Genomic DNA, 22,396 nt, shown 5'->3' on the forward strand with positions numbered 1-22,396 from the left:
CGCAATTACGAGATGAGCGACGTTATGGACCATCGATCGGTCCATCGCAATGCGCGGCGGCCGTGTTAGAGGAGAGGGACGGGAAAGGGAACGGGGGAAACGTTATTGAGAGAAGGGAGCGGTGACGTTGAACGGAAGGACGGGTCCGCCCCAAGAGCGAACCCGTTCGATCGATCAAGGCGCGCCGAAGGCCGGATCGCTCATGCTGTCGCGGCCGGTTTCGACGTGACCGGAAAGTGCTCGATGAAACGCCGGATCGGTATCGATGCTGACTTTCAAGTCATACCACGCATGAAATGCCCGCAAATCGATATACAGGTCCGCACTTTCTCCACCGGCGACCCTGCGTTTGACGAGGCTCCCATCGTAAGCGTTGACGACGGTAAACACGCAAGCCGCGCTGCCGAAGTTCTTCAAGTGCAGTTCGATGTTTCCGTTCGCCACGTCGTACGACTCGGTGACCTCGGGCATCGCCGTGCCCGCGTTCCAGCCGCTTGCGGCAATCGGCACGGCCGCACCCGCGAAGCGGCGCATCAGCCCATTCGGACCATGCACGGTGTAGTCGTACCGCCCGTCGACGGGCAGCGCCAGTGTATCGGCAACGCGCTTTTTCGCTTCGACGGCGTACGAGCGGGGGGCGTCGAGGCTTTTTGCACGATAGACGAGAAACGCGGCCGCGGCCGAACCGGTATTGATGAACTCGAGGCGAAGCGCGCGCTGCGCCGCTTCGACGCGCGAGTGGACGAACAGCTCGTACGGCAGCGCACGCGCCGGTCGCACGCCCGGTTCCTGATTCGGCTTCGCCTGAACGAGCGGCGGCACCGGTACGTAGTCCGGATGGCGTGCTTTGTCGGGCGGCACATAGCCGGTCGTTGCCGGAAGCGCCGGGAATGCGGCGTTCGGATGAGCGAAATCGAACGCACGCGTGAGGTCCCCGCAGATCGCGCGGCGCCACGGCGTGATGTTGAGTTCACTCAGATTGCGGCTTCCGCCGTTGCCGAACCGGCGCTCGATGAAGCGAATGATCGACGTGTGATCGAACGTCTCCGAGCAGAGCCAGCCGCCCTTCGACCACGGCGAAACAACGAGCATCGGTACCCGCGGCCCCAGACCGTAGGGCCCCGCAGGATTGCCGTCCTTGCCCGGGTAGTACTCGTCGATCGTGTCCACTGTCGAGCGGCCGACGCTCGGCGACCATGGCGCAAACGGCGGCGCGACGTGATCGAAGAAGCCATCGTTTTCGTCGTAGGTGATGAGAAGCGCTGTTTTGCTCCATACCGCCGGGTTCGATGTCAGAACCTGCAACACCTGATCGATATACCAGGCGCCATAATTCGCAGGCCAATTCGGGTGCTCGGAGTACGCCTCGGGAGCAACGATCCACGAGACCTGCGGGAGCTTACCGCCCTGCACGTCGCGCTTCAGAACGTCGAAGTAGTCGCCGCTCACCGCGACATGGGTGCCCGTGCGCGCATTGTCGTAAAGCGGATCGCCCGGCTGAGCATTGCGGTACTGGTTGAAATAGAGCAGCGAGTTGTCGCCGTAGTTGCCTATGAAGGCGTCCTGCGTCCAACCCCACGAGCCTTTCGCGTCGAGGCCCGTCCCGACGTCCTGATAGATCTTCCACGAGATGCCGGCCGTCTGGAGCTTCTCCGGAAACGTCGACCAACCGTAGCCGGCTTCGGCGTTATCGATCACGGGACCGCCACCGCTGCCGTCGTTGCCTACCCAGCCCGTCCACATGTAGTAGCGGTTCGGATCCGTCGGCGTCATGCCCGAGCAGTGATAGGCATCGCAGATCGTGAAGGCATCGGCAAGCTGGTAGTGAAATGGAATGTCTTCACGCGTGAGATAAGCCATCGTCGTCGTACTCTTGGCCGGTACCCACTGATCGTAGCGCCCCCCGTTCCATGCGGCATGCGTCGTCGTCCAGTCGTGCGGCAAGTCTTGCAGGAACTGCATGCCGAGCTCCGGCGCGCTCGGCCGAAACGGCAAGACGTAACCGAGATCCGCCGCAGCCGGCTGGTACCAGACGGGCCGGCCGTTGGGCAACGTGATCGCGCGGCGGTCCCCGTAGCCGCGTACGCCGCGCAGGGTGCCGAAGTAGTGGTCGAACGAGCGGTTTTCCTGCATCAGGATGACGATGTGCTCGATGTCGTCGATGCTGCGCGTCGCATCGTTGGCGGGAATGGCGAGCGCATTGCGGATACCGGCGGGCAATGCACCCATGGCGGCAGCGGCGCCCGCCGCTTGAGCGGCGGCACGCAGGAAGTCACGGCGGCTTGTCGAGGTCATTTTCGATTCGTAGGGCGGAAGTGGAACGAGACGGTCTCGCGCAAGCGGGACACGTCGACGGGTAAGGCCAAAGCGAACACGCACGAACACATGCGGACTACTTGAAACTGAACCGTCGTCGGCCGCGGGCAACCCGCGCCGAACGAACCCTGTCTGTTGACGACCCCCGCTAGTCGGCGGAGTGCATGACTGGCGGCAATAGCGCGCCCGACGCGGGCGGCGGCGCAACAGCGCTCCCGCCCGCGCCGAAACGCTGCGCGAAAACCGCTTTCGCGGGCTCGACAGTGTGGGGCGCCGGATTGGCGCCAGGCAACGTGGGCACGCGTTCGGCGTCGCGCGACAGCGCATCGTCCGCGCGGCTGCCGTGATCGTCGCCGCAGCCGGCCAGCGCTACGACGAGTCCCACGCATACCGCCCGTGCAAGCGCGAACGAAATACATCGGCCACATGCTCTGCAGGGTCGACGCTCTGGCATTGAACCTCCCACGATGGGACCTCGACAGCGCACATCTGTAGTGAACAGGCCCTCGGATGGCGGACACGATAAAAACGAATCGTGTCGCCTTGATGAAGAACGTTATGCGCGAAACACGCATTCGTCTCAATGTGGCAAGCGTGCGTTAGAGGAGAGACTCGATGCAATGAATCCCGCCCCTTCTTGCATGAAACGCACATGACGCATCGATGCGAAGTGCGATCGGCAATACACGAGGCGGTAAAGGGTACGCCCGTCAGGGCGTACCGGTGAGAGGGGAGTAAAGCGAAGCGCTGGCCGCGAGCGGGCTCAGGCGATGAACGACGTCAGGAAATCATCTGCGTGATGTGTTCGCGCAGATAGGCATCGAACGGCGCGCCGATCTCGGGATGGCGCAGCGCGAATTCGACTGTCGCTTTCAGATAGCCCAGCTTGCTGCCGCAATCGAAACGCGTGCCGTAGTAGCGATAGGCCAGCACCTGCTCTTCGGCGAGCAACGCCTGCAGCGCGTCGGTCAGTTGCAGCTCGCCGAGTGCGCCCGTTTCGATTTTCCGCAGATGCGAAAAGATGCTGGGCATCAGGACGTACCGGCCGACGACACCGAGATTCGACGGCGCCGCTTCGGGCGACGGCTTTTCCACGATGCCTGACAGCTTGAAGATGTCCTCTTCCCACTCGCGGCCTTCGACGACGCCGTAAGACCGGCTGTCTTCCCGTGCGATCGCCTCCACCCCGACGATCGAGCTGTGATAGTGATTGAACACATCGATCATCTGCTTCATGACAGGCTGTTCGCCATGAAGCAGGTCGTCGGCCAGAATCACGGCGAACGGACTGTCGGATACGAGCTTTTCGGCACACAGCACGGCATGACCGAGTCCGCGCGCGGCCGGCTGACGCACATAGAAGCAATCGACGTGGCTCGGCTTGATGTTGCGCACGAGATCGAGCAGCTTCTCTTTGCCGCGCGCCTCGAGCTCCGCCTCGATCTCGTACGACGTATCGAAGTGGTCCTCGATAGCGCGCTTGCTTCGGCCGGTAACGAAAATCAGTTCCGTGATACCCGCGTCGATTGCCTCCTCCACCGCATACTGAATAAGCGGCTTATCGACGATCGGCAGCATCTCCTTGGGACTGGCCTTCGTGGCAGGCAGAAACCGCGTGCCGAGACCTGCCACAGGAAATACCGCTTTGGTGACTTTCAACATCGTTCATCCCCTCTTGGGAAAGTCGTTGTGTATGAAGGCTCCATGAAGGAATTCGTAACATCCGTGGATCAGACGCGTTCCATCGCCTGGTCCGCTTCGCGCGGCACCGGTCGCTCGCGCTTGAACGCGCCGATCCGCATCGTCCCGTCGGATTCGAGGGCCTCGCGATAAGCGGAAATGGCTACGAGAATCAAGAGCACCGCCACGCCGGCTATCCAATGTAAATCCATGATGCGGCTCCATTTGCGATTTGTCGGTGACTGCAAGTTAACACGAAAAAACCGAACAATAATCTCCTGCGGCCGTGCGAAATTTTTTGCGAGGCCTTGCCGGGCAAGGCACAGCAGGTGGTTGTGAGCGTTTGTTAAAAACCGGTTTTCGGCGATTTTTTTCGTTCTACGATAGGCGCGGATTCGGAACTTTTTATATCTCCGTGATAAGACAATCTGTCATTATTTCCGAGCGCATCGGTCGGGGCACTGTATGAGCGATTCGTCGATTTTCCCGGTTTCCGCGACCGCGCCGGCCGCCGCACCCACGCAACGCATCGACGCGGTGCGGCCCGCGGCAGCCGCGAAAGAGACCTTCATCGATGCCATGCGCGGCATGGCGGCGCTGCTCGTCGCCTATTTCCATTGCCGCCAGGTCGCCTGGGTCGGGCTGCATCACTTCCATCAGGCGATGGGCTTCTCGCTCGCGCCGAGCGTCCTGCTCGGCTATCTCACGATGCCGATCGCCTGGGGTTCGGCCGGCGTCTCGATCTTCTTTGTCATCAGCGGCTACTGCATTCATCGCAATCCTGCCGCCCGGCTGGCCGCCGATCCCGCATATCGCCTCGACGCTCCGATATTCTGGGCCCGGCGGTTCGCGCGTATTTACCCCGTCCTCTTCGCGGCGTTGCTGCTCACGCTCGCGTTCGATTCGATCAGCCTCAGCCTGCCGCCGGTCAATCACAAGATTCTGTCCATCGGCCCCAAGGCTTTCCTGATCAGCCTGCTCTCATTGCAAGGCGTGCTTGCGCATCCTTACGGTTCGAACGGCGCCCTATGGACGCTTGCGATCGAAGTGCAGTTCTACGTGGTCTATCCGCTGCTTTTCGCCGCGCGGCGTCGCTTCGGCATGCCGGCCGTCATGGCTGTCATCGCGGCAATCAACGTCATCTCCGGCTATCTGCTGGAGCCGGTATGGATCTACTTTTTCACTTCCTATTGGTTCTCGTGGACGCTCGGCGCGTATCTTGCCGAAAGGCGAGTCGCCGCGGCAGACTTGACGCTGACGCGGCGGCAAACGCTTTGCTGGCGTCTGGCCGCAGCGGCCCTCGCAGTACTCGGCTGCGCAATCTTCAATTACAGCGTTTATATCGGCCAGTACATCGCATTCCAGTTATGGGCGATCGCTTTCGCATGCCTCATGCGCACGACGCTTACGGCCGAAAATGAAGCTGTTCCCCTCGGCAATGGCTCTTTCCTGATGCGCGCGCTCGCACGCTGTGGGCTGTTCAGCTATTCGCTTTACGTCATCCATCTGCCGATTTTCATTTGCCTGCAGGCCGTTTTCTTCCGCTCGGCCTTGCAATTGTCGATCTTGCCGACGTTCGCATTCATGCCTGTGGCCATCGGCGCGGCTTGCCTGTTTTATCTGTGTGTCGAACGTCCGGCGATGCGCTGGTCGTCGAGCATCCGGCGACGCCGGCCCAACGTCGAGCAGCCCGCCGCGGCGTGAAGCCGCAGGCCTTGCCCCGGCAATATGCGGGGCAAGGCGAGAGATTGCCGCCAGCCAAAGCGTGGATTGCGCGCGCCGCTCAGCCCGTACGCCGCCTGGCGTGAGCCGCGAGAATACGGCTTACGCCATCGATGTAGGTGCGTGTGCCAAACCTGCGGCGCGCGATGTCGTAGCCCGTGTCGACGAGCCGTGCACGCAATTGCGCATCGGTGCGCAAACGCGTGATGGCGGCCGAAAGCGCGTCCGCGCTGTCAGGCTCGCACAGCAGGCCGTTCATGCCGTCGTCGATGATCTCCGTCACGCCGCCCGCCCGCATCGCCACGACGGGCCGCTTCGCCAGCATGCCTTCGACGATGACGCGGCCAAACGGCTCGGGAGCGATGGAGGTATGCGCGATCACGTCGACGGCACGCATGCAGGCGGCCACGTCGTCGCGAAACCCGAGAAAATGCACGCGTGAGGCCATGTGGTGCGTTTCGACGAAAGCCTTGAGCGCCGCTTCGTAGGCGTCCTCGCCAAAAAGCGGCGCGCCGACGAGCGCAACGTGCAATTGAGGATCTTGCAACGCCGCTTCGAGCAGCACGTGCTGTCCTTTCCAATGCGCGAGGCGGCTGAAGGAACCGACGATAAATGCATCGCCTGGCAGACCGAGGCGTTCGCGCAACACCGTTTGCGGCGTGTTGTCGTGCTTGCGAAACGGCGCTTCCGATATGCCATTGAATACGACGTCGACACGTTCGAGCGGCACCTTCGCGAGTTGCACGAACGCCGCAGCCGATGCGGCTGAGTTGGCGATGACGTGATCGAGCGTGAGCCTGCCGAACCATTTGATCGTCATGCGCTGCATCCGGCCGAAATGCTCGGCGCTGACGATGTCGCGCAGATGCCAGACGACGGGACGGCGCGCAATGACGCCCGCAATCGCGCCGACGACCATCGCGCGTTGCGTATTGGCATAAATGACATCGGCGTTTCGCGCGCGCCGGACCGTTTCGCGTACGAGCGAGGCGATCCCGGTCAGCGAGCGGAGCGTCGGCGCGCCTTGTTTAGACATGCCACGCAGCCGTGAGGCATCGAGCACGTCGACGTTCACGCCGGCATCCGCGAGCGCGCGGCGAAACGGTCCATCGTCGAACAGCACGACATCGACACTCTCTTTTCTGTGCCGCGCGAATTCGAGCAGCGAAAGCTCGGCACCGCCGAGCACGCCCGTCTGATCGATCGCCAGGATCTTCGTTGAAGGTACCGCAGCGCCGGCAACGCCGGCCGCACCCCGACGTGTCGCTCCGGGACACATCGCCTCGACTGCAGCGGTGAAGCGATCGCGGAAGTTCGAGGCGGAAAAGCGTTCGGCATTCGCGCGGCACTCGCGCGGCGAAAACCGGCGTGGCTCGCGCTCGAAGGCAGCGACGGCCGCGATCACGGCCTGGGGTGTCTGTTCGTGGAAGAAGATGCCGGTGGGCCGGCTTTGCGACAAATCGCGTACGGTTTCGAGCGCTCCGCCCTTGCCATAAGCGATGACGGGCGTGCCGCACGCCTGCGCTTCGACCGGAGCGATACCGAAGTCTTCCTCCGCTGCGAAAACGAACGCCTTCGCGCGGCGCATGTGGTCGTGAAGCACGTCGAACGGCTGGAAGCCCATGACCTCGACGTTCGCGCCGGCCTTCGCACGTACGACGCTCATTTGCGGCCCATCGCCGATCACGACGAGCTTTTTGTCCGGCATGCGCGAAAACGCTTCGACGATCAGGTCGATCTTCTTGTACGGCACGAGCCGCGATGCGGTCAGATAGAAATCGTCCTTCTGTTCGCTGAGCTCGAACGCATCGACGTCCACGGGCGGAAAGATGACCTGCGCGTCGCGCTGATAAACCTTCTTGATCCGGCGCGCAATGAATTCCGAATTGGAAATGAAATGATCGACCGAATTCGACGTGCGGATGTCCCAATTTCGAATGTAATGCAGCACCAGGCGCGCGAATGCCGAGCGCAGCCCCCGCGTCAAATGCGATTGCTCGAGGTATTGATGTTGCAGATCCCACGCGTAGCGGATCGGCGAATGGACATAGCTGATATGGATTTGATCGGGCCCGGTCAGCACGCCTTTTGCCACCGCGTGGGAGCTCGAAATGACGAGGTCGTACGCGCTGAGATCGAGCTGCTCGATCGCGAGCGGCATCAACGGCAGATAGGCCCGATAACGCTTGCGCGCGAACGGCATGCGTTGGATGAACGAGGTCGTCGCATGCTTGCCGCGCACGAACCGCCTGTCGTCGAGAAAATCGACGAGGCTGTAGAGATCGGCATCGGGAAAACAAGCGATGATCTGTTCGAGCACGCGCTCGGCACCCGCATAGGTGACGAGCCAATCGTGCACGATCGCAACGCGCGGAATGTGCGATGTGACGACGGCCGGCGTGAGGCGCCGCGGCTGTGTTGCGGGTACGAATGCGGCAGTTTCCGCGGCGGCAAGGGTTTCGTCGCTCATGCGCTTCTCCTTGCATTGACTCGCAACAGCAGCGCGCGCGCCATGTTGCGCAGAGAGGGGGACGTCGTCATGGACCAGACCATGTTCAGCAGGCACAATCCCGCCGCCAATACGACGAGCGCGGCCAGATTCGTCACCTCATGCGAGAGGTAGCCCGCCACCACGAGAAACGCCAGATGTCCGAGCATGTCGAACAGAATCTGTCGCGCACGGATTCGAGACAGATAAAGGAGCACGCCATAGTCGAGCAGCGAACGACCGACCACGACGACGGCGGCCCCCGTCAGACCGAAATGCGCGATACCCAGCATCAGAATGCCGGCGAAAAACGGTAGCTCGATGATGCCGATCCAGGCTGCGCGCGCGGGATCGATCTGCGATTGAATGAGAAGACGCGTCACACCGGCCTGCCCCACGAGCCAGACGCTGATGATGAGCACGCGCCCCACGTTCACGGATGCGGCAGCGAGCTCGCTGCCCACCCACAGATTGAGAAAAGGCCCCAGCGCGAGCATGCCGACGATCATGACCGGTGTGAACAACCCGTTCAGGACTTCCAGCGCCTGCCGCACGAGCTCGTCCGCGTGGTCGCGCTCGACGGCGGACAAGCGCGGAAAAAGGGTGCGCACGAAGGCCGTCGGCAGCATGTTCAGTCGCGTGACCAGATTTTGCGGCACCGTGTAATAGGTCACGTAGCGCGCGCCGAGTCCGGCACCCAGCAATACACGATCGAGCGTATCGCCGACCATGATGGCCATGCTTGCCGCAAGCATCCATCCGCCGAAGCGGAAGAGCTCCTTGGCCACGGTGAGACTCGGCATCATCACGCGCTTGATATCGAGCACACGCATGCTCGCACGCGCGAGCAGCAGTGCGGCGATCGCACGTGCAACCACGGCTGCGGCCAGCACGTTCGGCAGCGTGGGCGCGATGAGCCAGGCGGCGCCCAGCGGCATCAACTGGAAGAGGAACGTACCGAGCGTCTGATTCGTATTGAAGACGCCGAAGCGTTCGGCGCCGTTGATCGCGCCCGCGCAAACCCACGAAACATTGGCAATCGGAATCGCCAGCGCGAGCCACGGCAACGCATGTATGACTTCCGCGCGCATCAGCGGCGCAAGGTGTGTGAAATACGCCGTATAGAGATAACCGCCGATATAGATGATGACGCCGCCGGCAATCCCGGTGATGAGGTTGAGCCAGAACGCGCTCCAGAAAACGAGCGCGCTCTGGCCTTCGTCGTTGGAGGCGCGCGCCTTCGAAATATGGTTTTGCGCCGCCATGCTCATGCCGAGATCGAGCACGCCGAAATAGCCGATGAACGTCCACACGAGACTCACGACGCCGTAACGTTCGACACCGAGCAGCTTGATGTAGCTGGGCACGGTCACCAGTGAAACGAACGTCGGCAGGACCAACCCGAAAAAGTTGATCGCGACATTCTTGAGCATGCCTTTATCCATCGAATGCCCAGTCATTAGTCCTCGCCGATGCCGTTGCCGGCTGCCTGATCCTTCGCGCCTTTCTTCCCGCCTTGGCTCTTCTGGCCCGCGGCGGGCGTCCAGCGGTACATGAGCACCTTGCCGCGTGCGTCCTCTTCGACGAATACGACGTATTCGCCATTCGCACGCTTATACGCGCTGATGGCATTCGCGACGTCCACGTGTCCCGAGGCATTACCTACTTCGGGTCCCGGTTTGATGACACCGATCTGCGCACCGGTATTGCGGTCGAATACATGCACGGTGCCGATGAACTCGACGGCGAAAACGTAGTCGCCCTCCTGCGTCACGCTGACGAGTGTGCGGCGCTCCTTGCCCTGCGGTTGCCACAGCAATTGAGTCTTGAAGCGCAGAACCGGCTTGCCGGTCGACCATCCGTCGTAGCGTGCCAGCACGCGGCCGATCTCTTTCGGCACGTCGTTGCTGTTGGGCATGGCGTCGTCGGTATAGCCGGTGACGTAAAGCGAATCGGTCCTCGTATCGTAGACCGCGCGCTTCACGACTTTGAACGGCGCGGGAATCGCGTAGGTCGTCATCTTGTCGTACGCGTAGATCGGGTTGCCCGAGCGGTCCACGCCGCCGAAGCGCAAGCGATGAATACGCGTGTCGTTCGCGCGCCAGATGTCGCCCTTCGCATCGACCCACCAGCCCCAGCCCCCCGCTAGATGCTCGTCGGTGCTATTGCGCTGGAACTCCTGCGGATTGAATTTGCCGTCGCCATTGGTATTGCGCCAGATCCATTCGCCGCCCGGCGGCGCAGTCGTGATCGCGTGCACCGGACCGGGCCGGCCCGCGATGAAGCCCGAAGGGATCGCCGTCTCGCCGTCGTGCGCCGGATCGAAGCGATAGATCTTCAGGTGATCGGCGTACATGTCCGTCAGATAGAGGAACGTTCTGCCGTTCACCTGTCGCGCCATCGGCGTACCGGGCCATTGATCCATATGGAAGACGGTATCTTCGGGATACTTGAACCGGTTCGACAGGAAGCCGGCATATTTCCATTCGTGCCCGGGCGGCTTCGACCAGTCGAGTTCGAAGCGCTTGTTGCCCGTGAATACGCTGTTGGGACGAGACGGATCGATGCAGGCACCGTCCACGAAAAGCAGCCCATCGACCTGCCAGCGCAGTTTGCCGTCGGGCGCGTAGCTCTGCAGCGAAGCGCCGAGCCCCGCGCCGGTCGAGCCCAGTTGCGGGCCCACTCCGTTCATCGAGACATAGATGTTGCCGCCCGCATCGACACCGACGCCGGTCAAGCCATTGAATCGCAGCGGCCCCGGCCGCCCCTGCTCGCTCGGCTTGCCGGCCCAGATGCCGTAGCGCTCGCCGAACGTATCGGTCAGCTCGTATTGGCCGGGATGCGATGCCGTGAAGATGAGCACCTGTTGACGCCAACCGTTGTCAGCGACATAGAGGCGCCCTTTCTTGTCGACGGCGATATCGACCGGAATGGCGTCCTGCGGCAACGCGACCTTGTCCGAGAGCGGCTTGCCGTCGGCCGTGTAATGCGCGAGACGAGCCGCGGGGCCGCTCAGGCTGTCCGTCAGCACCCACAGTGTGCCGTCCGGCGCGAGGGCAATCCGCCCCGGTTCGTGAACTTTCCACGCGCTTTTTTGCTGCATCGATTCCGCGTCGATCACGTCGATTTCGTCGCGCGTGGTATTGGACGCGTAGACAGTCGTCTCGCTCGCGGCTAAACCATAGATCGGCGCTTTGGTACCCGAAGACACGCGGTTGACCGGAAGAAAGCCAGCTGCAAGCTGACCGTGCGCGTCCGCGCGCGCCACCGCGCGAAACGGTACCGTCTTCTTGACGCTCGCGAGCTCCCGCCGCGAAATGCCGAACCAATGCTCGCCGGTTGGCGGCCAGACGCCCTCGGCAACGAGCTTGCCGCGCTCGTTGCCGACCGATGTGCCCACGAAGACATAGCGGCTGTTGATGGCCACCGCCTCGCCGCCCGCGCGCCCCCAGCCGTGCGTGCCGCCCGCGAATTCGAGCTGCTTGCCGTTCTGATAGACACTCGCCTCGGCGCCGCTTTCGTCCCAAGGCGAATTGGTGTAGACCTTGCCGTCGGGCGAGACCGCGATCGACGTGATATCGATCTGGGTCCACATGCCGTGGCCGTAACCGAACGTGTTACCGATCCATGACGTGACCGCAGGCAGGACGTTATCGTTGTCCTCGTCCGCCGCATACGCGGACAGGCCTGCGACCGCGCCGATGCCGAGGGCGACGGCGAAAAGCGCCGCGCGAGACAGAACACGCACGAAATGCCTCCTTGAATTCGAGAGAGAGCCGACCGCTAGCGTACGAACAAACTATTTGGCGGAAACGCGCAAATAATTCCAAAAAATTCTCGTGCCCATTGGGCGCGCGCCGTGCCATGCGGCACTCTATTTCGAATGGAATCCGCCCCGCTCCGGTCGGCAGGCATCCGCTGCACGATCAGTGGTTTTTCGTCAATTTCTTTTTCCGCAGAATGGGGCGGACTTTTTTGGCCCAAGCCGGGGATGTGCGCCGGCGAAGGGAATTCGCAAGGATACCCATGTCTGAGTTGCTCACGCCTCATCGGCCCCAAACCGATATCGCCCGTCCGCACGCGCGCATCGTCTCGCTCGATGGCGTGCGCGCCGTCGCCGTGCTCGCGGTATTCATGAACCACGCGTTCGGCGTTTCCCTATGGATGGGCGTCGATCTTTTCTTCGTGCTCAGCGGTTTCCTGATAACCGGTATTTTGGTCGATCGAAAATCGCGCAATCAATCGTATTTCGGTTATTTTTACGCACGTCGCGCGAAGCGTATTCTGCCGCCGTACATCCTGTTGCTGATTTTGTCGTCGCTGCTCTTCGGCCTCGGCTGGCTCAAGCAGTGGTGGTGGTACGCATTTTTCGCCACGAATATCGGGCAATCGCTGGGCGATTCGGGCAACCCGGGATTCGGTGTGCTGTGGTCGCTGGCGGTCGAGGAACAGTTCTACCTCGTCTGGCCGATCGTGGTCCTGCTGGTCTCCGAGCGCACGCTCGGCATCGTCGCCGCTGCCGGCATTATCGTCGCGCCGATTCTGCGCGCGGCCGCCACACCACTCTTCAGCTCGTTCTGGCCCATCTATTTTCTTACCCCGTTTCGCATGGACCTGCTCTGCGCAGGCGCGCTGCTCGCAGTACTGATGCGCCGGCGTCCCGAGTTGCCGGAACAGCTCCGCTGGGCCGCATGGGCCATGCTTGCCGGTACGCTCGCCATCCTGGCATGGCTGCACTTCCACTATCCGGACATCCGCGACTCCAATCGGCCGCTGTCGAATGCGGGGCTCTACAGCCTGACGCTCGTGCTGTCCACGTCGGTCGTGATTCTCGCCCTGCGCAGCCGCGGCATCGTCACGCGGGTGCTTTCCCACCCTGTTCTCGTCTATCTCGGCACGATCAGCTACACGGTTTATCTCGTGCATGTGACATTCATCGGCCTGATGTGGAAATTCAATTACGGCAAGTATTCCAGCGCGCTCGCGGCGCTGGCGCTCACGCTCGCGTTCGCAACCGCGAGCTGGTTCCTGCTCGAGAAACGCCTCGTGCGCGGCGAAAAGCGCCGGTCGGGTCTTTCGTCTGTCGCGCTGGCCCGTGATTAAGCGGCGTCCATTGGATTACACGTAAAAGGAGCACTTCCATGATTCCGATGAACCCCGCGCGCAAAGCGATCATCACCGGCGTAACCGGGCAGGACGGCGCCTACCTCGCGCAACTTCTACTCGAAAAGGGCTACTCGGTTGTCGGCACCTATCGCCGGACCAGTTCGGTCAATTTTTGGCGAATCGCCGAGCTCGGCATCGAGCAACATCCCAATCTCTCACTCGTGGAACACGATCTGACCGATCTCGGCTCGACCGTCAGGCTGCTCGAACGCACGCCCACGAGCTCTATAATCTGGCCGCCCAGAGCTTCGTCGGCGTCTCGTTCGATCAGCCGGTCACCACGGCCGAAGTCACGGGCATCGGCGCGCTCAATCTGCTCGAGGCAATCCGGATCGTCGACAGGAGCATTCGCTACTACCAGGCCTCCACGTCGGAAATGTTCGGGAAGGTCCAAGCCATCCCCCAAGTCGAGAGCACGCCGTTTTATCCACGCAGCCCCTATGGCGTCGCCAAGCTGTTCGCTCACTGGACGACGATCAACTACCGCGAGTCCTACGACATCTTCGGCGCCTGCGGCATCCTGTTCAATCACGAATCTCCGCTGCGCGGCCTCGAATTCGTCACCCGCAAAATCACCGACGCCGTTGCCCGCATCAAGGCCGGCAAGCTCGACAAGCTGGAGCTCGGCAACCTCGATGCGAAACGCGATTGGGGCTTTGCGCGCGAATACGTCGAAGGCATGTGGCGCATGCTTCAGGTGGACGAACCCGACACCTACGTGCTCGCGACCCAGCGCACCGAGACCGTGCGCGATTTCGTGCGCATCGCGTTCGCCGCGGCGGGCTATCAACTCGAATGGAGCGGTCGCGAGGAGACCGAGCGCGGCATCGATGTGGCGACAGGCAAGGTGCTCGTCGAGGTCAATCCGAAGTTCTACCGCCCGGCGGAAGTCGACTTGCTGATCGGCTGCGCCGACAAAGCACGCGAGAAGCTCGACTGGCATGCGCAAACGTCGCTCGAGGCGCTCTGCAAGATGATGGTCGAGGCCGATATCGCGCGCGTCGCCGCGGCATGAACGCGCTCGAGCGCGATCAATCGTCATCCGAGGTGCCGTCGGCCGTCGCGGTGCGCACCCATACGGCGAACTCCCCGTCCAGCTGCGACGGCAAACCCGACATATAGCTCCAGTAAGCCGCGTAGTCTCCGTTACGAAACATCGGCAAGATCGTCGACAACACCTCCGGATGCCGTTCGAAGACGAAGCGCACGGCCATGTATCCCCAACGATAGGCCCGGCTCACATAGTCGTCCATCGTATAGGTGTTGGCGAAGATCTCACTGAGCCGGTAGCGCCCCGTCTTCGCCGCCTCGATCGATTCCGGGTCGTCGTTGCCGCGCGAGATGTATTCGGCGAGCCCTTCGATGTACCACACTGTCGGCACGTTCGTCGACGCTTCGAAATCGCCATAGAGGTCGAATCGCCCATCCAGGTAATGGACGAACTCGTGCCGTAGATTCCATATTTCGAAATGCGGCTTCAACCAGGTTGCCACGAACGCGATGAAGCGCGCCTGGTTTTTCGGTGCCGCGGGGTCGCCTTCCAGATAGACGCCTCCGTTATCCGTCTCGTTTCCGAACAGTACCGGTGAATAGTTCTCGTACTCTGCATTATCCGAAAAGACAACGACCTCGAGCGTCGTATTGTGATCATCGGCCACGGGAATCTCATGAGTACGCAACATTTCATGAAAACGAGGCGCTTCTTTCCGCATGAGGGTGCACGCCTGATCCGCCTCACTGGGCGTCAGCGATGCCGTGCGCAGTGCAATCGCCCCATTCGCGCAGCGATAACGCCGCGGGAGAATGGCGTCCGCCAGCGGCCCTTCGAACCCGCACGTGCCATAGACACTGCAATGATCGGCGTCGTAAGCCTGAACGGCCTGCGCCGCGGCAAGCCAAACGAGACGGTCCGGCCCCGCCATCGTCGAGTCGGCCAGCGCGTCTTGAATGAGCGGTCTGATCGTCGGCAGCAGGCTCGGATAGGTCGCGAAGCGAAATGCTTCGCTCGCCGCCTGATTGAGCAAGTAGCTCGCGTGCCGCGCGGCAAGCAAATCGCGCTTATTGGCTTTGACGAAGCCGTATAACGCGAGCGCATAGGAAGGGTCGTTTCCAACGATCTGCGCCGCGTCGTGACGATAGTGCGCGAAGTAAAACACTTTGAGAATAGCTGTGAACGCATAGGCGAGACCGGGCTCGTCCAGCGAACTGGCGATTGCCGGAGACTGCGCGCTATTCGTGAAGCGCGTGACCCATTGCCGAGCGAGCGGCAGGTACGCCGGTTCGTCGTGCATATTGACGACGAGCGTGATGAGCTCACCGGCGCTCGTCGCAGCGCTCGGGTTCGGGAGCAGAATCGCATTGCCCGTCAGTACTCGCGTGATGACAGGGCGCAAGCTGTCGGTCATATCGGCGGGAAGCGGCGGTACCGTTCCCTGGTTCGCCAGATAGTAAGCAGCCCTTAGAAAGAGCGTCAGGTTCAACAGGGCGCGATTGCCGGGCCCATATGCGGCACCCTCGGTTGCGAAACGCGTCGCGACAGACCTCAGATTTTCGTCGCCGAACAACTGCCGGGCCTGTTCGCGGGTGGCTTCGAAGAACGCATTCGCACAGGTCGAGTCGGCAAGCGTGGCTACCCGCTCGGCCAGCGCTTCGCCACGCAGGCCCGCCATCGCGTCCATCGATGGGCACGCCTCGCCCCCCGCCTGCCGTTTCGCTCTCGCGCGGCGCCGCATCTCCGGCGTCATCAGTTCGGGACGCAACCGTTCGGACGGCGCCAGATCGAAAAGCCACTCTTCGCGCGAGCGCGGCAAGAGCGAGGGCGGGCGCGGCATCGGAGGTCGCTTTGCCTCACCATGTCCGCTGCGGGTGTCGATCGGCGCGCCGGGACCTAGTGCGGCCAGCGCCGTTGCTGAACTCATTGCCAGGGCGAGCGAGAGCAATCCGCCGCAAAGGGCCGATAAAAGACGTTCCATGCGCTTTGTCTCCTGTCCCATTACCGTGGCGGTCGAGAGACAGCGCTTTGCGCTTGCTTTGAGCGCTCGGCGGTCGCACGGCAATCGGTGTCGTTGTTCGGTTCGGCGCGCTTTCGCCGATCGTCAAGTCCGATTCACTCTATTGAGCGCGCGGCGCAGAAACAACTGCTCGACCTGATAGCTGCGAATGTCGATAGCCAATGGCGTCGTCCGCAACGGAAGGTGAGCGTTTTCGGGAGCAGGGGAAAAACGAAGCGGGTCGCGCCGCGAAAGCCCCGCTGGACGGGGCCGTGTACGCGTGCGCGGGGTTGGCCGCGGCGCTAAAGGTGAGTGTTTTCGGGGAGCGGCATGGGCGGCGTTCAGCTGGGGCACAACGTGCGCCGATAAAGCGCCAATACTGCGTCGCTATCCACATCGACACAGACGGTGCACGCGGGCCTTGCGTCCCACTCGGGCGCGGGAACGGGCATCCCCTCGGGTTTTTGGATCGTATGTCCCGCGGCGATACCTTCGGTCAGCACCCGTACCGGCCCATTGCGCGTTTGAAAGTATTGTGGAGCGAGCAGATAGGCGACGGCCAAAGCGTCATGTACGTAGATGCCGGCGACTCCTTCGCTTGCGCGATGAAACACTTCGTAGTGCCGCGAGATATCCCATACGAAACGTCCGGGCTCTCCGCCCGTGTCGCGCAAGTGCGCGAGGTAGTCCGTGGACATGACCGTGCGCTGCGTTACATCGAGCCCAACGATAACGATGGGCCAGCCGGCACCGAACACACGGTCCGCCGCTTGCGCATCGCCATGCATGTTCGCTTCGGCGGCCGGGGTCACGTTACCCATGACACCGCCGATGCCGAACGCGCCGCCCATCACGATGACCTGCTTGACGAGCGAAGCCAAGGCGGGCTCTTCGTCGAGCGCGAGCGCGAGGTTGGTCATCGGCCCAACGGCAATCAGCGTTACCTCACCGGGATGGGCTTTCACCGTATCGACGATGAACCGGGACGCAGCGCGCTCATCGGCGCGGCAGCCATCGGGCAAATGCGGCTCGATGTTACCGAGCCCGTCGTCACCATGTATCGCCGGAAGCGGAGTCGGCGCATTGCCTCCGAGCGGCCCCGCCGCGCCGCGGGCGACGGGCACGCCCGGCGCGAAACGCGATGTCAGATAGAGCGCATTGCGCGTGGTCGTTTCGATCGCGGCATTACCGAAGACGCTCGTGACGCCCAGCAGTTCGATGTCGGGATGCAGCGCCTCGAAGACGAGCGCCATCGCGTCATCGATGCCTGGATCCGTATCGTAGATGACTTTATGTTTCATCGATCTTTAGGGAAAAGGCATCCGCCAATCGATCGCCCGCTCCCGAGCAATTCTACCTTCGTCGTTCCGATGGCTTTGCCTGCTGACGAGGGCGAACGCCTGAACGATCATTCCTGAATGAGGAACCGGTCGCGGCGCTTACCGATCCATGCGGGTGCCCGGCCCCGGCCGCTCCATGTTTTGCCTGTCTTCGGATCGCGGTACTTCGGCGGCAATCCGCCCGATTGAGCTTTGCGCGTGCGTTTGCCGGAGAAGCCGAGTTCTTCGGCCGTGATTCCGTATTCCGCAATCTGCTCCTTGATCTGAGCAATCGTCGCGGCTAGTTCCTTTTCTCGCGCTGCTGCCATTTGCGCCTGGACCTTTGCAAGCTGTTCGGTGAGTTGCCTATACGTTGCCATGAATATACGCCTCCTTTTGTTAGGCCGAATAGTACCGCTGTGACCGGTGGTACGCGCAAAAGTGCAATTTCATTTGGCCTTGCATGCAAAAAGCAGATTGCGTGTACCGTCCGTGATCGATTGCTGGATGATGTCGAAATCCCCGCCGCACATGCCGCGTGCATTTTCCATGCATGCGCTCGCCGGACCCTGCGCCGCGCACTGAACGAGGATCGTGGGGCGCCCATCGTGCGTAAACAGCGGTGCGCTGCTGCCGCATCCGGCAAGCATCAGAGACAGTGCGGCCGCATGAGCCGAGTGACAGAGCACGTGGCGCCCCCGCGCCCGAAGCAATGCGAGTCTCATCGAATCAATCCCAATTCTTTTTGAATGGGCGGAGTATGCCACGCTGCCAGCGTCTTGTTATTACATTGCGACGCAATCGGGCTTCGTGCCAATTCGCTGGAATGCGAGTGATCCCCGTTTATCCCAGACAGACTATGCGAATCAGGCCGGCGCGCCGAGTCAAAGCGTTGCATAAAGGCGTAGGCGCACGCCCGCTCGCTAGTGAAGACTACGGCCGCAGGCCAAACATGCCATGCCAAAGCGCGCTGAAAAGGTTCGTGTGTCCGCCTTCGCTGCGCGCTCGCATAGCATCGCCCGCTTCGCGGCCTTCGTCGCCTTCGCGGCCTTCGTCGTCTCGGCTGACCTCGCGGTCCTCCCCGCCCTCACGCGCCGCATGTGCGTCCCGAGCAAGGTCGTCGCCTGGGCCAGCTTGCGCCCCCGGATCCGCCGCAACGGATTCGGCCGCACGCGATGCCTGCAGCGCAGCCACCCCATCGGCAATGCGAGCCGCAAGCGCCGGCTCGCAGTCACGACCCAGCAGCACGCCGAACAGCACATCGCGCGCATGGCCCTGGTCCGCGAATCGGATGGCGAGCGTCACATACCGGGCATATTCGGCCTCGGCCTCCTCCTCGGCTCGCCGGCGCTCCTCTTCGCGGTGACGGGTAAGACGCCCCATTTCCTCCGCATACACGGCATCGTAGATGCGCCGCTGCTCGGGGTCCGATAAAATCGCATAGGCTTCCTTCACCTGCTGGAAGCCGGCATGCGCGGCTGCCTCGCGCCCGACGTTGCGGTCGGGGTGCGAGCGCATCGCCGCCCTCCTGTACGCCCGCTTGATTTCCTCTTCGGTGGCGTCGTCGCGCACACCCAGCACGTCATAAAGCGTGACCATCTCTCGCCCGAACAAATTTGCACGCCTACCGATTGTATGCCCTGCTCGGTGCGGCGCCCAGCGGGGCGGGCGGATCCCGTTGGTGTCGCGCGAATCAAAACGTGGGAATCGAGGCGATTTAAAACGCGGGACTTGATTTCGGCACGCGCTTCGATTTGAATGACATCACTTACGATCCGCCGCGCATTGAGAGGTGCGCGGGACGTCCGGGTCGCAAGCCGTCTGCCGAGAAATATTTTTTTGGGAAACAACGTTTTCTTCGAAGAAATCTCTCGGCAACCGGGAATTACCGCGAAGATGCACAACTTCTACATATATTAAGCGGGCCGAAAATGAGTGAGAAAAAGAAAGCGTTGATCGATACCGCCACCCGGTTATTTGCAAAGTTCGGCTTTCATGCCGTGGGAATCGATCGGATCATCGCTGAATCGCGCGTGGCGAAAATGACGATGTATAAGTACTTCCCATCGAAAAGCCGTCTCGTCGTCGAGGTCATCAACGAGCAGGGGGCGGCACTGAGCGCGGGAATCGCCGCCGCCACGGCATCGCATACCGAACCACTGGACAAACTGCGCGCCATCTTCTTCTGGCACGACGCCTGGTTCCGCTCCGAATCGTTCACGGGCAACATACTCATCCATGCCGCATCGGAATTTCACGCCGAGGAGAACGAAATTCTTGCCGCCTCGGCTGCGCAACGGCGGGCGTTCGTTCATCAGCTCGAGCGTATTCTCGGCGAACGCTTCGACGGTGCGGCTGCCGTCCGGCTCGCACAACGCTGCGCGCTGCTGCTCGACGGTGCGACGCTCGCACGGCAGTTGAGTGGCCGCACCGACGCCGCACGCGACGCGTGGGAGGTCGCCCAGACGCTGATCGAGAGCGAGCGCGTGCACTGCGTCTGACGGCGCCCGGCTCGGCAGGCCTGGCGGCACCAACCGGGAGGGGCTGAGCGCTCCCTACGGATTCTTGCATGCCGGGCACTGTTCGAGCACCTTAAAAACCCACTGACGCGCGCAAAAGTCGCGTTACACTCATCGACATGAATCGGGCCATGCAGCACGGTCGCCGGCATGGCGCGGCCGAGTTGCGTGGCGCGCCGGCAGGCTTTCCGTGCGGCACTGTCCGCATGGCCGATCTGCCCGTAAAATCAATTCATTCACGACTCGAGGAAACGTTCGATGCGCACCACCCGTTGCACCGGGGCCATGACCCTGCTCACCGAAATCGACGAGCCTAGCGGACGCGAAGTGCGCTCGCTGCGGCTGGAGCCGGCGGAAGACGGCAAAAGCATCCTTCTCATCGAAATCGACGAACGCAAGCCCGGCATTCACCGGGAGGTGCGGTACGAAATCACGCCGGCGGAGCTGATCGCCGCCATTCGCGCCAACGGCGCCGAGCTGCCAGGCGAACAGCACGCGCGCTGAAGCCGCCTCCCGGACTGTCTCGACCGATCGCGGCGGGCTCGATGCCCGCCGCTTTTCTTTGTGCGCGAATATCGATTTCAGAACACCCGGGCCGGAACGGTGACGACCAGGCGATAGACCTGACTCGTCGGATCCGAATAATAGGTCGACCCGACGTGCCACATCGCAATCAGGGCGATTTTCGTTTGCTTGAAGCGGCCGCTTTGCACGACATAGGTGGGCGTGATGCCGAATTCGTGGTGCCGGCCATGCACGGCCTGGCCGTTCTTGAAGTAGATCGAACCGTGGGCAGGGCCGCCGGCTCCGTAACGGGTAGCCGATGCGCTCGCATCCGCGCCCCAGCCTTGCTGTGCCCATACCAGTGTCGAAAAACCTGGCATGTTCGCGTATTTACCATCGAACGTGTAGCGCAATTGCAGCGATTGTTCATGCGGCGCGTTGTAGTCGACGTCCATCGAATTGATCAGATAATCGCCCGCCGTTTCGTCCACATAATCAAAAAACTGGTCGCCGGCAATCTTCTGGTAGCCGACGAGCAGCGCATGGGGGCCGTGCTGCGCCGATAGTGCAAGGCTGTAAGCACGATTGCCGATGGGTCCCTGGCGCGCCGCGCCCGCATCGTGCGTCGCATAGGCGTTGGCGGTGCCGGTCAGTTTCACGGTATCGACATGGCCGGTACTCTGTTGAATCGACGCATAATATTGCCGCCAGACATCGTCGGCCTGATCTGCAAAAAACGAAACGCTGCCCTCGGGCGAATACGACCATGTACCGCCCAGGTAGCTGACGCGATCGAGCGGCACGCCTCCGTACGTGGTGCGCAGGCCCGACAACGAGGTGCGCCCTCGCGCGTTCACTTTGGTGAAGCTGCCCGCCTGGAGCGTGAGATTGCGCACGTCGCTGCTCGAAAGCGACGTGCCGAGAAAGGTCGGTGGCAACGCACGATTGTCATGAGGTTCGAGAAACGGATTGGAAACCGCATGCACGCCGTACTTCAGTACGGTTTCCGATACACGTGCCTTGACGTCATAGAGCCCAGGGTACGCCCATGCGAGCTGGTTCGCCCCACCGCCGCGCCGGGCCACGTGCACCATGTTGCCCGAGCCGTTTCCTCCATCGAGCTTTAGTGCGCCGAACAGACCCCCATCGATGCCCAGGCCAACCAAGCCCGGCGTAAAGCCGGATTGCCATCTGAGTTGCGCGCCTTCGACCCACGCATGGCGCGACAGGCCGCCCACGCTATGCAGATAGTCAGTGTAATTGCGGAACTCGAAATCGAGGCGGCTGCCCGCAAGCAGCCCGGCCATTGCCGGCTGCGCCGACATGGGCATCGATTCGGGAGGTAACCCCTCGATCTGATCGGCATTGGCGACGGCCGAGGGCACTGGCGGTACCGCGGGCTCGTCGGCGCGAACCAACCCGGCGCCGGCCCACGTCGTTGCCCCGATCGCAAGCACCGACGCGATACGGCGAGCCGCAAACAAGCTGTCTTTTTTCATTCACCGCTCTTCTATCAGTGTTTTTATACGCATAAAATTAGTTAGGAAACCTAAATAGCTGATACGTGCTTAGAAAGGCGGCATCAAATCACGATAAATTGCCTGTGTGCAGCTATCAACTGTGCGGGGGAGGATGTGCTCCGTGTATTCCCGAGGTGACGCACTTCGGGCGCTTCATGAGAATCGCCGCGGC

General features: G+C 62.0%; 17 protein-coding genes and 1 pseudogene. 5 read left to right on the forward strand and 13 right to left on the reverse strand.

What is annotated here, in order from left to right:
* Positions 1-174: 174 nt before the first annotated feature.
* The 4 genes from ACO1XS_RS24860 to ACO1XS_RS24875 all read right to left on the reverse strand — a co-directional run bounded on the left by ACO1XS_RS24860 (position 175) and on the right by ACO1XS_RS24875 (position 4,208).
* Positions 175-2,295: a phosphocholine-specific phospholipase C gene (locus tag ACO1XS_RS24860; RefSeq protein ID WP_331573273.1), complete on the reverse strand. Its 2,121-nt coding sequence runs from the start codon at positions 2,293-2,295 to the stop codon at positions 175-177.
* Positions 2,296-2,464: 169 nt separating this feature from the next.
* A complete protein-coding gene (locus tag ACO1XS_RS24865; RefSeq protein WP_486391940.1) occupies positions 2,465-2,701 on the reverse strand; it encodes a hypothetical protein in 237 nt (78 codons plus the stop codon).
* Positions 2,702-3,096: 395 nt separating this feature from the next.
* Positions 3,097-3,978, reverse strand: coding sequence for a UTP--glucose-1-phosphate uridylyltransferase GalU (galU, locus tag ACO1XS_RS24870; RefSeq protein WP_331573318.1), 882 nt, complete (start codon positions 3,976-3,978; stop codon positions 3,097-3,099).
* 68 nt (positions 3,979-4,046) lie between these two features.
* Positions 4,047-4,208, reverse strand: a complete 162-nt coding sequence (locus tag ACO1XS_RS24875; RefSeq protein WP_331573320.1) for a hypothetical protein — start codon at positions 4,206-4,208, stop codon at positions 4,047-4,049.
* A gap of 253 nt (positions 4,209-4,461) precedes the next feature.
* Here ACO1XS_RS24875 and ACO1XS_RS24880 point away from each other — a divergent pair, with 253 nt between their 5' ends.
* Entirely contained in the window at positions 4,462-5,700 is a 1,239-nt protein-coding gene (locus ACO1XS_RS24880; protein WP_331573322.1) for an acyltransferase family protein, read from the forward strand.
* 79 nt (positions 5,701-5,779) lie between these two features.
* Here ACO1XS_RS24880 and ACO1XS_RS24885 read toward each other — a convergent pair whose 3' ends face one another.
* The 3 genes from ACO1XS_RS24885 to ACO1XS_RS24895 are packed head-to-tail and all read right to left on the reverse strand — an operon-like array spanning position 5,780 to position 11,909.
* A complete protein-coding gene (locus ACO1XS_RS24885; protein ID WP_486391941.1) occupies positions 5,780-8,188 on the reverse strand; it encodes a glycosyltransferase family 4 protein in 2,409 nt (802 codons plus the stop codon).
* A complete protein-coding gene (locus ACO1XS_RS24890; RefSeq protein ID WP_486391962.1) occupies positions 8,185-9,651 on the reverse strand; it encodes an oligosaccharide flippase family protein in 1,467 nt (488 codons plus the stop codon). Before ACO1XS_RS24890 ends, ACO1XS_RS24885 begins: the two co-directional genes overlap by 4 nt.
* A gap of 14 nt (positions 9,652-9,665) precedes the next feature.
* A complete protein-coding gene (locus ACO1XS_RS24895; protein WP_486391963.1) occupies positions 9,666-11,909 on the reverse strand; it encodes a hypothetical protein in 2,244 nt (747 codons plus the stop codon).
* Positions 11,910-12,232: 323 nt separating this feature from the next.
* On the opposite strand from ACO1XS_RS24895, the gene ACO1XS_RS24900 reads away from it, so the two are divergent.
* Positions 12,233-13,309, forward strand: a complete 1,077-nt coding sequence (locus tag ACO1XS_RS24900) for an acyltransferase family protein (protein ID WP_440561747.1) — start codon at positions 12,233-12,235, stop codon at positions 13,307-13,309.
* Positions 13,310-13,356: 47 nt separating this feature from the next.
* Positions 13,357-14,387, forward strand: a pseudogene (gene gmd / locus ACO1XS_RS24905) (GDP-mannose 4,6-dehydratase).
* Positions 14,388-14,403: 16 nt separating this feature from the next.
* On the opposite strand, the gene ACO1XS_RS24910 reads toward gmd, so the two are convergent.
* The 5 genes from ACO1XS_RS24910 to ACO1XS_RS24930 form a co-directional block, all read right to left on the reverse strand.
* The gene (locus ACO1XS_RS24910; protein WP_486391942.1) at positions 14,404-16,344 is read right to left on the reverse strand and encodes a collagenase; all 1,941 of its coding nucleotides are present in this window, start codon (positions 16,342-16,344) and stop codon (positions 14,404-14,406) included.
* Positions 16,345-16,703: 359 nt separating this feature from the next.
* On the reverse strand, positions 16,704-17,663 hold the full coding sequence (locus ACO1XS_RS24915) for a nucleoside hydrolase (RefSeq protein ID WP_486391943.1): 960 nt from the start codon (positions 17,661-17,663) through the stop codon (positions 16,704-16,706).
* Positions 17,664-17,770: 107 nt separating this feature from the next.
* Complete coding sequence (locus ACO1XS_RS24920; protein WP_440560297.1) at positions 17,771-18,061, reverse strand: H-NS histone family protein; 291 nt, start codon at positions 18,059-18,061, stop codon at positions 17,771-17,773.
* A gap of 69 nt (positions 18,062-18,130) precedes the next feature.
* Positions 18,131-18,406, reverse strand: coding sequence for a YgdI/YgdR family lipoprotein (locus tag ACO1XS_RS24925; RefSeq protein WP_440560296.1), 276 nt, complete (start codon positions 18,404-18,406; stop codon positions 18,131-18,133).
* 208 nt (positions 18,407-18,614) lie between these two features.
* Positions 18,615-19,280 (reverse strand): J domain-containing protein, encoded by a 666-nt coding sequence (locus ACO1XS_RS24930; RefSeq protein ID WP_486391944.1) that lies wholly within the window; start codon positions 19,278-19,280, stop codon positions 18,615-18,617.
* Positions 19,281-19,612: 332 nt separating this feature from the next.
* On the opposite strand from ACO1XS_RS24930, the gene ACO1XS_RS24935 reads away from it, so the two are divergent.
* Together ACO1XS_RS24935 and ACO1XS_RS24940 are read left to right on the forward strand one after the other, a co-directional pair.
* Positions 19,613-20,182: a TetR/AcrR family transcriptional regulator gene (locus ACO1XS_RS24935; protein WP_331571544.1), complete on the forward strand. Its 570-nt coding sequence runs from the start codon at positions 19,613-19,615 to the stop codon at positions 20,180-20,182.
* Positions 20,183-20,458: 276 nt separating this feature from the next.
* Positions 20,459-20,704, forward strand: coding sequence for a hypothetical protein (locus ACO1XS_RS24940; RefSeq protein WP_173260884.1), 246 nt, complete (start codon positions 20,459-20,461; stop codon positions 20,702-20,704).
* 77 nt (positions 20,705-20,781) lie between these two features.
* Here the strand turns inward: ACO1XS_RS24940 and ACO1XS_RS24945 are convergent, their stop codons facing one another.
* Positions 20,782-22,203 carry an OprD family outer membrane porin gene (locus ACO1XS_RS24945; RefSeq protein ID WP_486391945.1) on the reverse strand — a complete coding sequence of 474 codons (1,422 nt, stop codon included), beginning with the start codon at positions 22,201-22,203 and terminating at the stop codon, positions 20,782-20,784.
* Positions 22,204-22,396 lie beyond the last annotated feature (193 nt).

It is taken from the genome of Trinickia sp. (genome assembly GCF_057351765.1).

What these genes read in the sequence shown, in the direction of transcription:
- ACO1XS_RS24915 (WP_486391943.1), bottom strand. Translation starts at nt 17,663, where the DNA reads ATGAAACATAAAGTCATCTACGATACGGATCCAGGCATCGATGACGCG.
- ACO1XS_RS24925 (WP_440560296.1), bottom strand. Translation starts at nt 18,406, where the DNA reads ATGAGACTCGCATTGCTTCGGGCGCGGGGGCGCCACGTGCTCTGTCAC.
- ACO1XS_RS24885 (WP_486391941.1), bottom strand. Translation starts at nt 8,188, where the DNA reads ATGAGCGACGAAACCCTTGCCGCCGCGGAAACTGCCGCATTCGTACCC.
- ACO1XS_RS24875 (WP_331573320.1), bottom strand. Translation starts at nt 4,208, where the DNA reads ATGGATTTACATTGGATAGCCGGCGTGGCGGTGCTCTTGATTCTCGTA.
- ACO1XS_RS24930 (WP_486391944.1), bottom strand. Translation starts at nt 19,280, where the DNA reads ATGGTCACGCTTTATGACGTGCTGGGTGTGCGCGACGACGCCACCGAA.
- ACO1XS_RS24945 (WP_486391945.1), bottom strand. Translation starts at nt 22,203, where the DNA reads ATGAAAAAAGACAGCTTGTTTGCGGCTCGCCGTATCGCGTCGGTGCTT.
- ACO1XS_RS24890 (WP_486391962.1), bottom strand. Translation starts at nt 9,651, where the DNA reads ATGGATAAAGGCATGCTCAAGAATGTCGCGATCAACTTTTTCGGGTTG.
- ACO1XS_RS24880 (WP_331573322.1), top strand. Translation starts at nt 4,462, where the DNA reads ATGAGCGATTCGTCGATTTTCCCGGTTTCCGCGACCGCGCCGGCCGCC.
- ACO1XS_RS24935 (WP_331571544.1), top strand. Translation starts at nt 19,613, where the DNA reads ATGAGTGAGAAAAAGAAAGCGTTGATCGATACCGCCACCCGGTTATTT.
- galU (WP_331573318.1), bottom strand. Translation starts at nt 3,978, where the DNA reads ATGTTGAAAGTCACCAAAGCGGTATTTCCTGTGGCAGGTCTCGGCACG.
- ACO1XS_RS24910 (WP_486391942.1), bottom strand. Translation starts at nt 16,344, where the DNA reads ATGGAACGTCTTTTATCGGCCCTTTGCGGCGGATTGCTCTCGCTCGCC.
- ACO1XS_RS24900 (WP_440561747.1), top strand. Translation starts at nt 12,233, where the DNA reads ATGTCTGAGTTGCTCACGCCTCATCGGCCCCAAACCGATATCGCCCGT.
- ACO1XS_RS24920 (WP_440560297.1), bottom strand. Translation starts at nt 18,061, where the DNA reads ATGGCAACGTATAGGCAACTCACCGAACAGCTTGCAAAGGTCCAGGCG.
- ACO1XS_RS24940 (WP_173260884.1), top strand. Translation starts at nt 20,459, where the DNA reads ATGCGCACCACCCGTTGCACCGGGGCCATGACCCTGCTCACCGAAATC.
- ACO1XS_RS24860 (WP_331573273.1), bottom strand. Translation starts at nt 2,295, where the DNA reads ATGACCTCGACAAGCCGCCGTGACTTCCTGCGTGCCGCCGCTCAAGCG.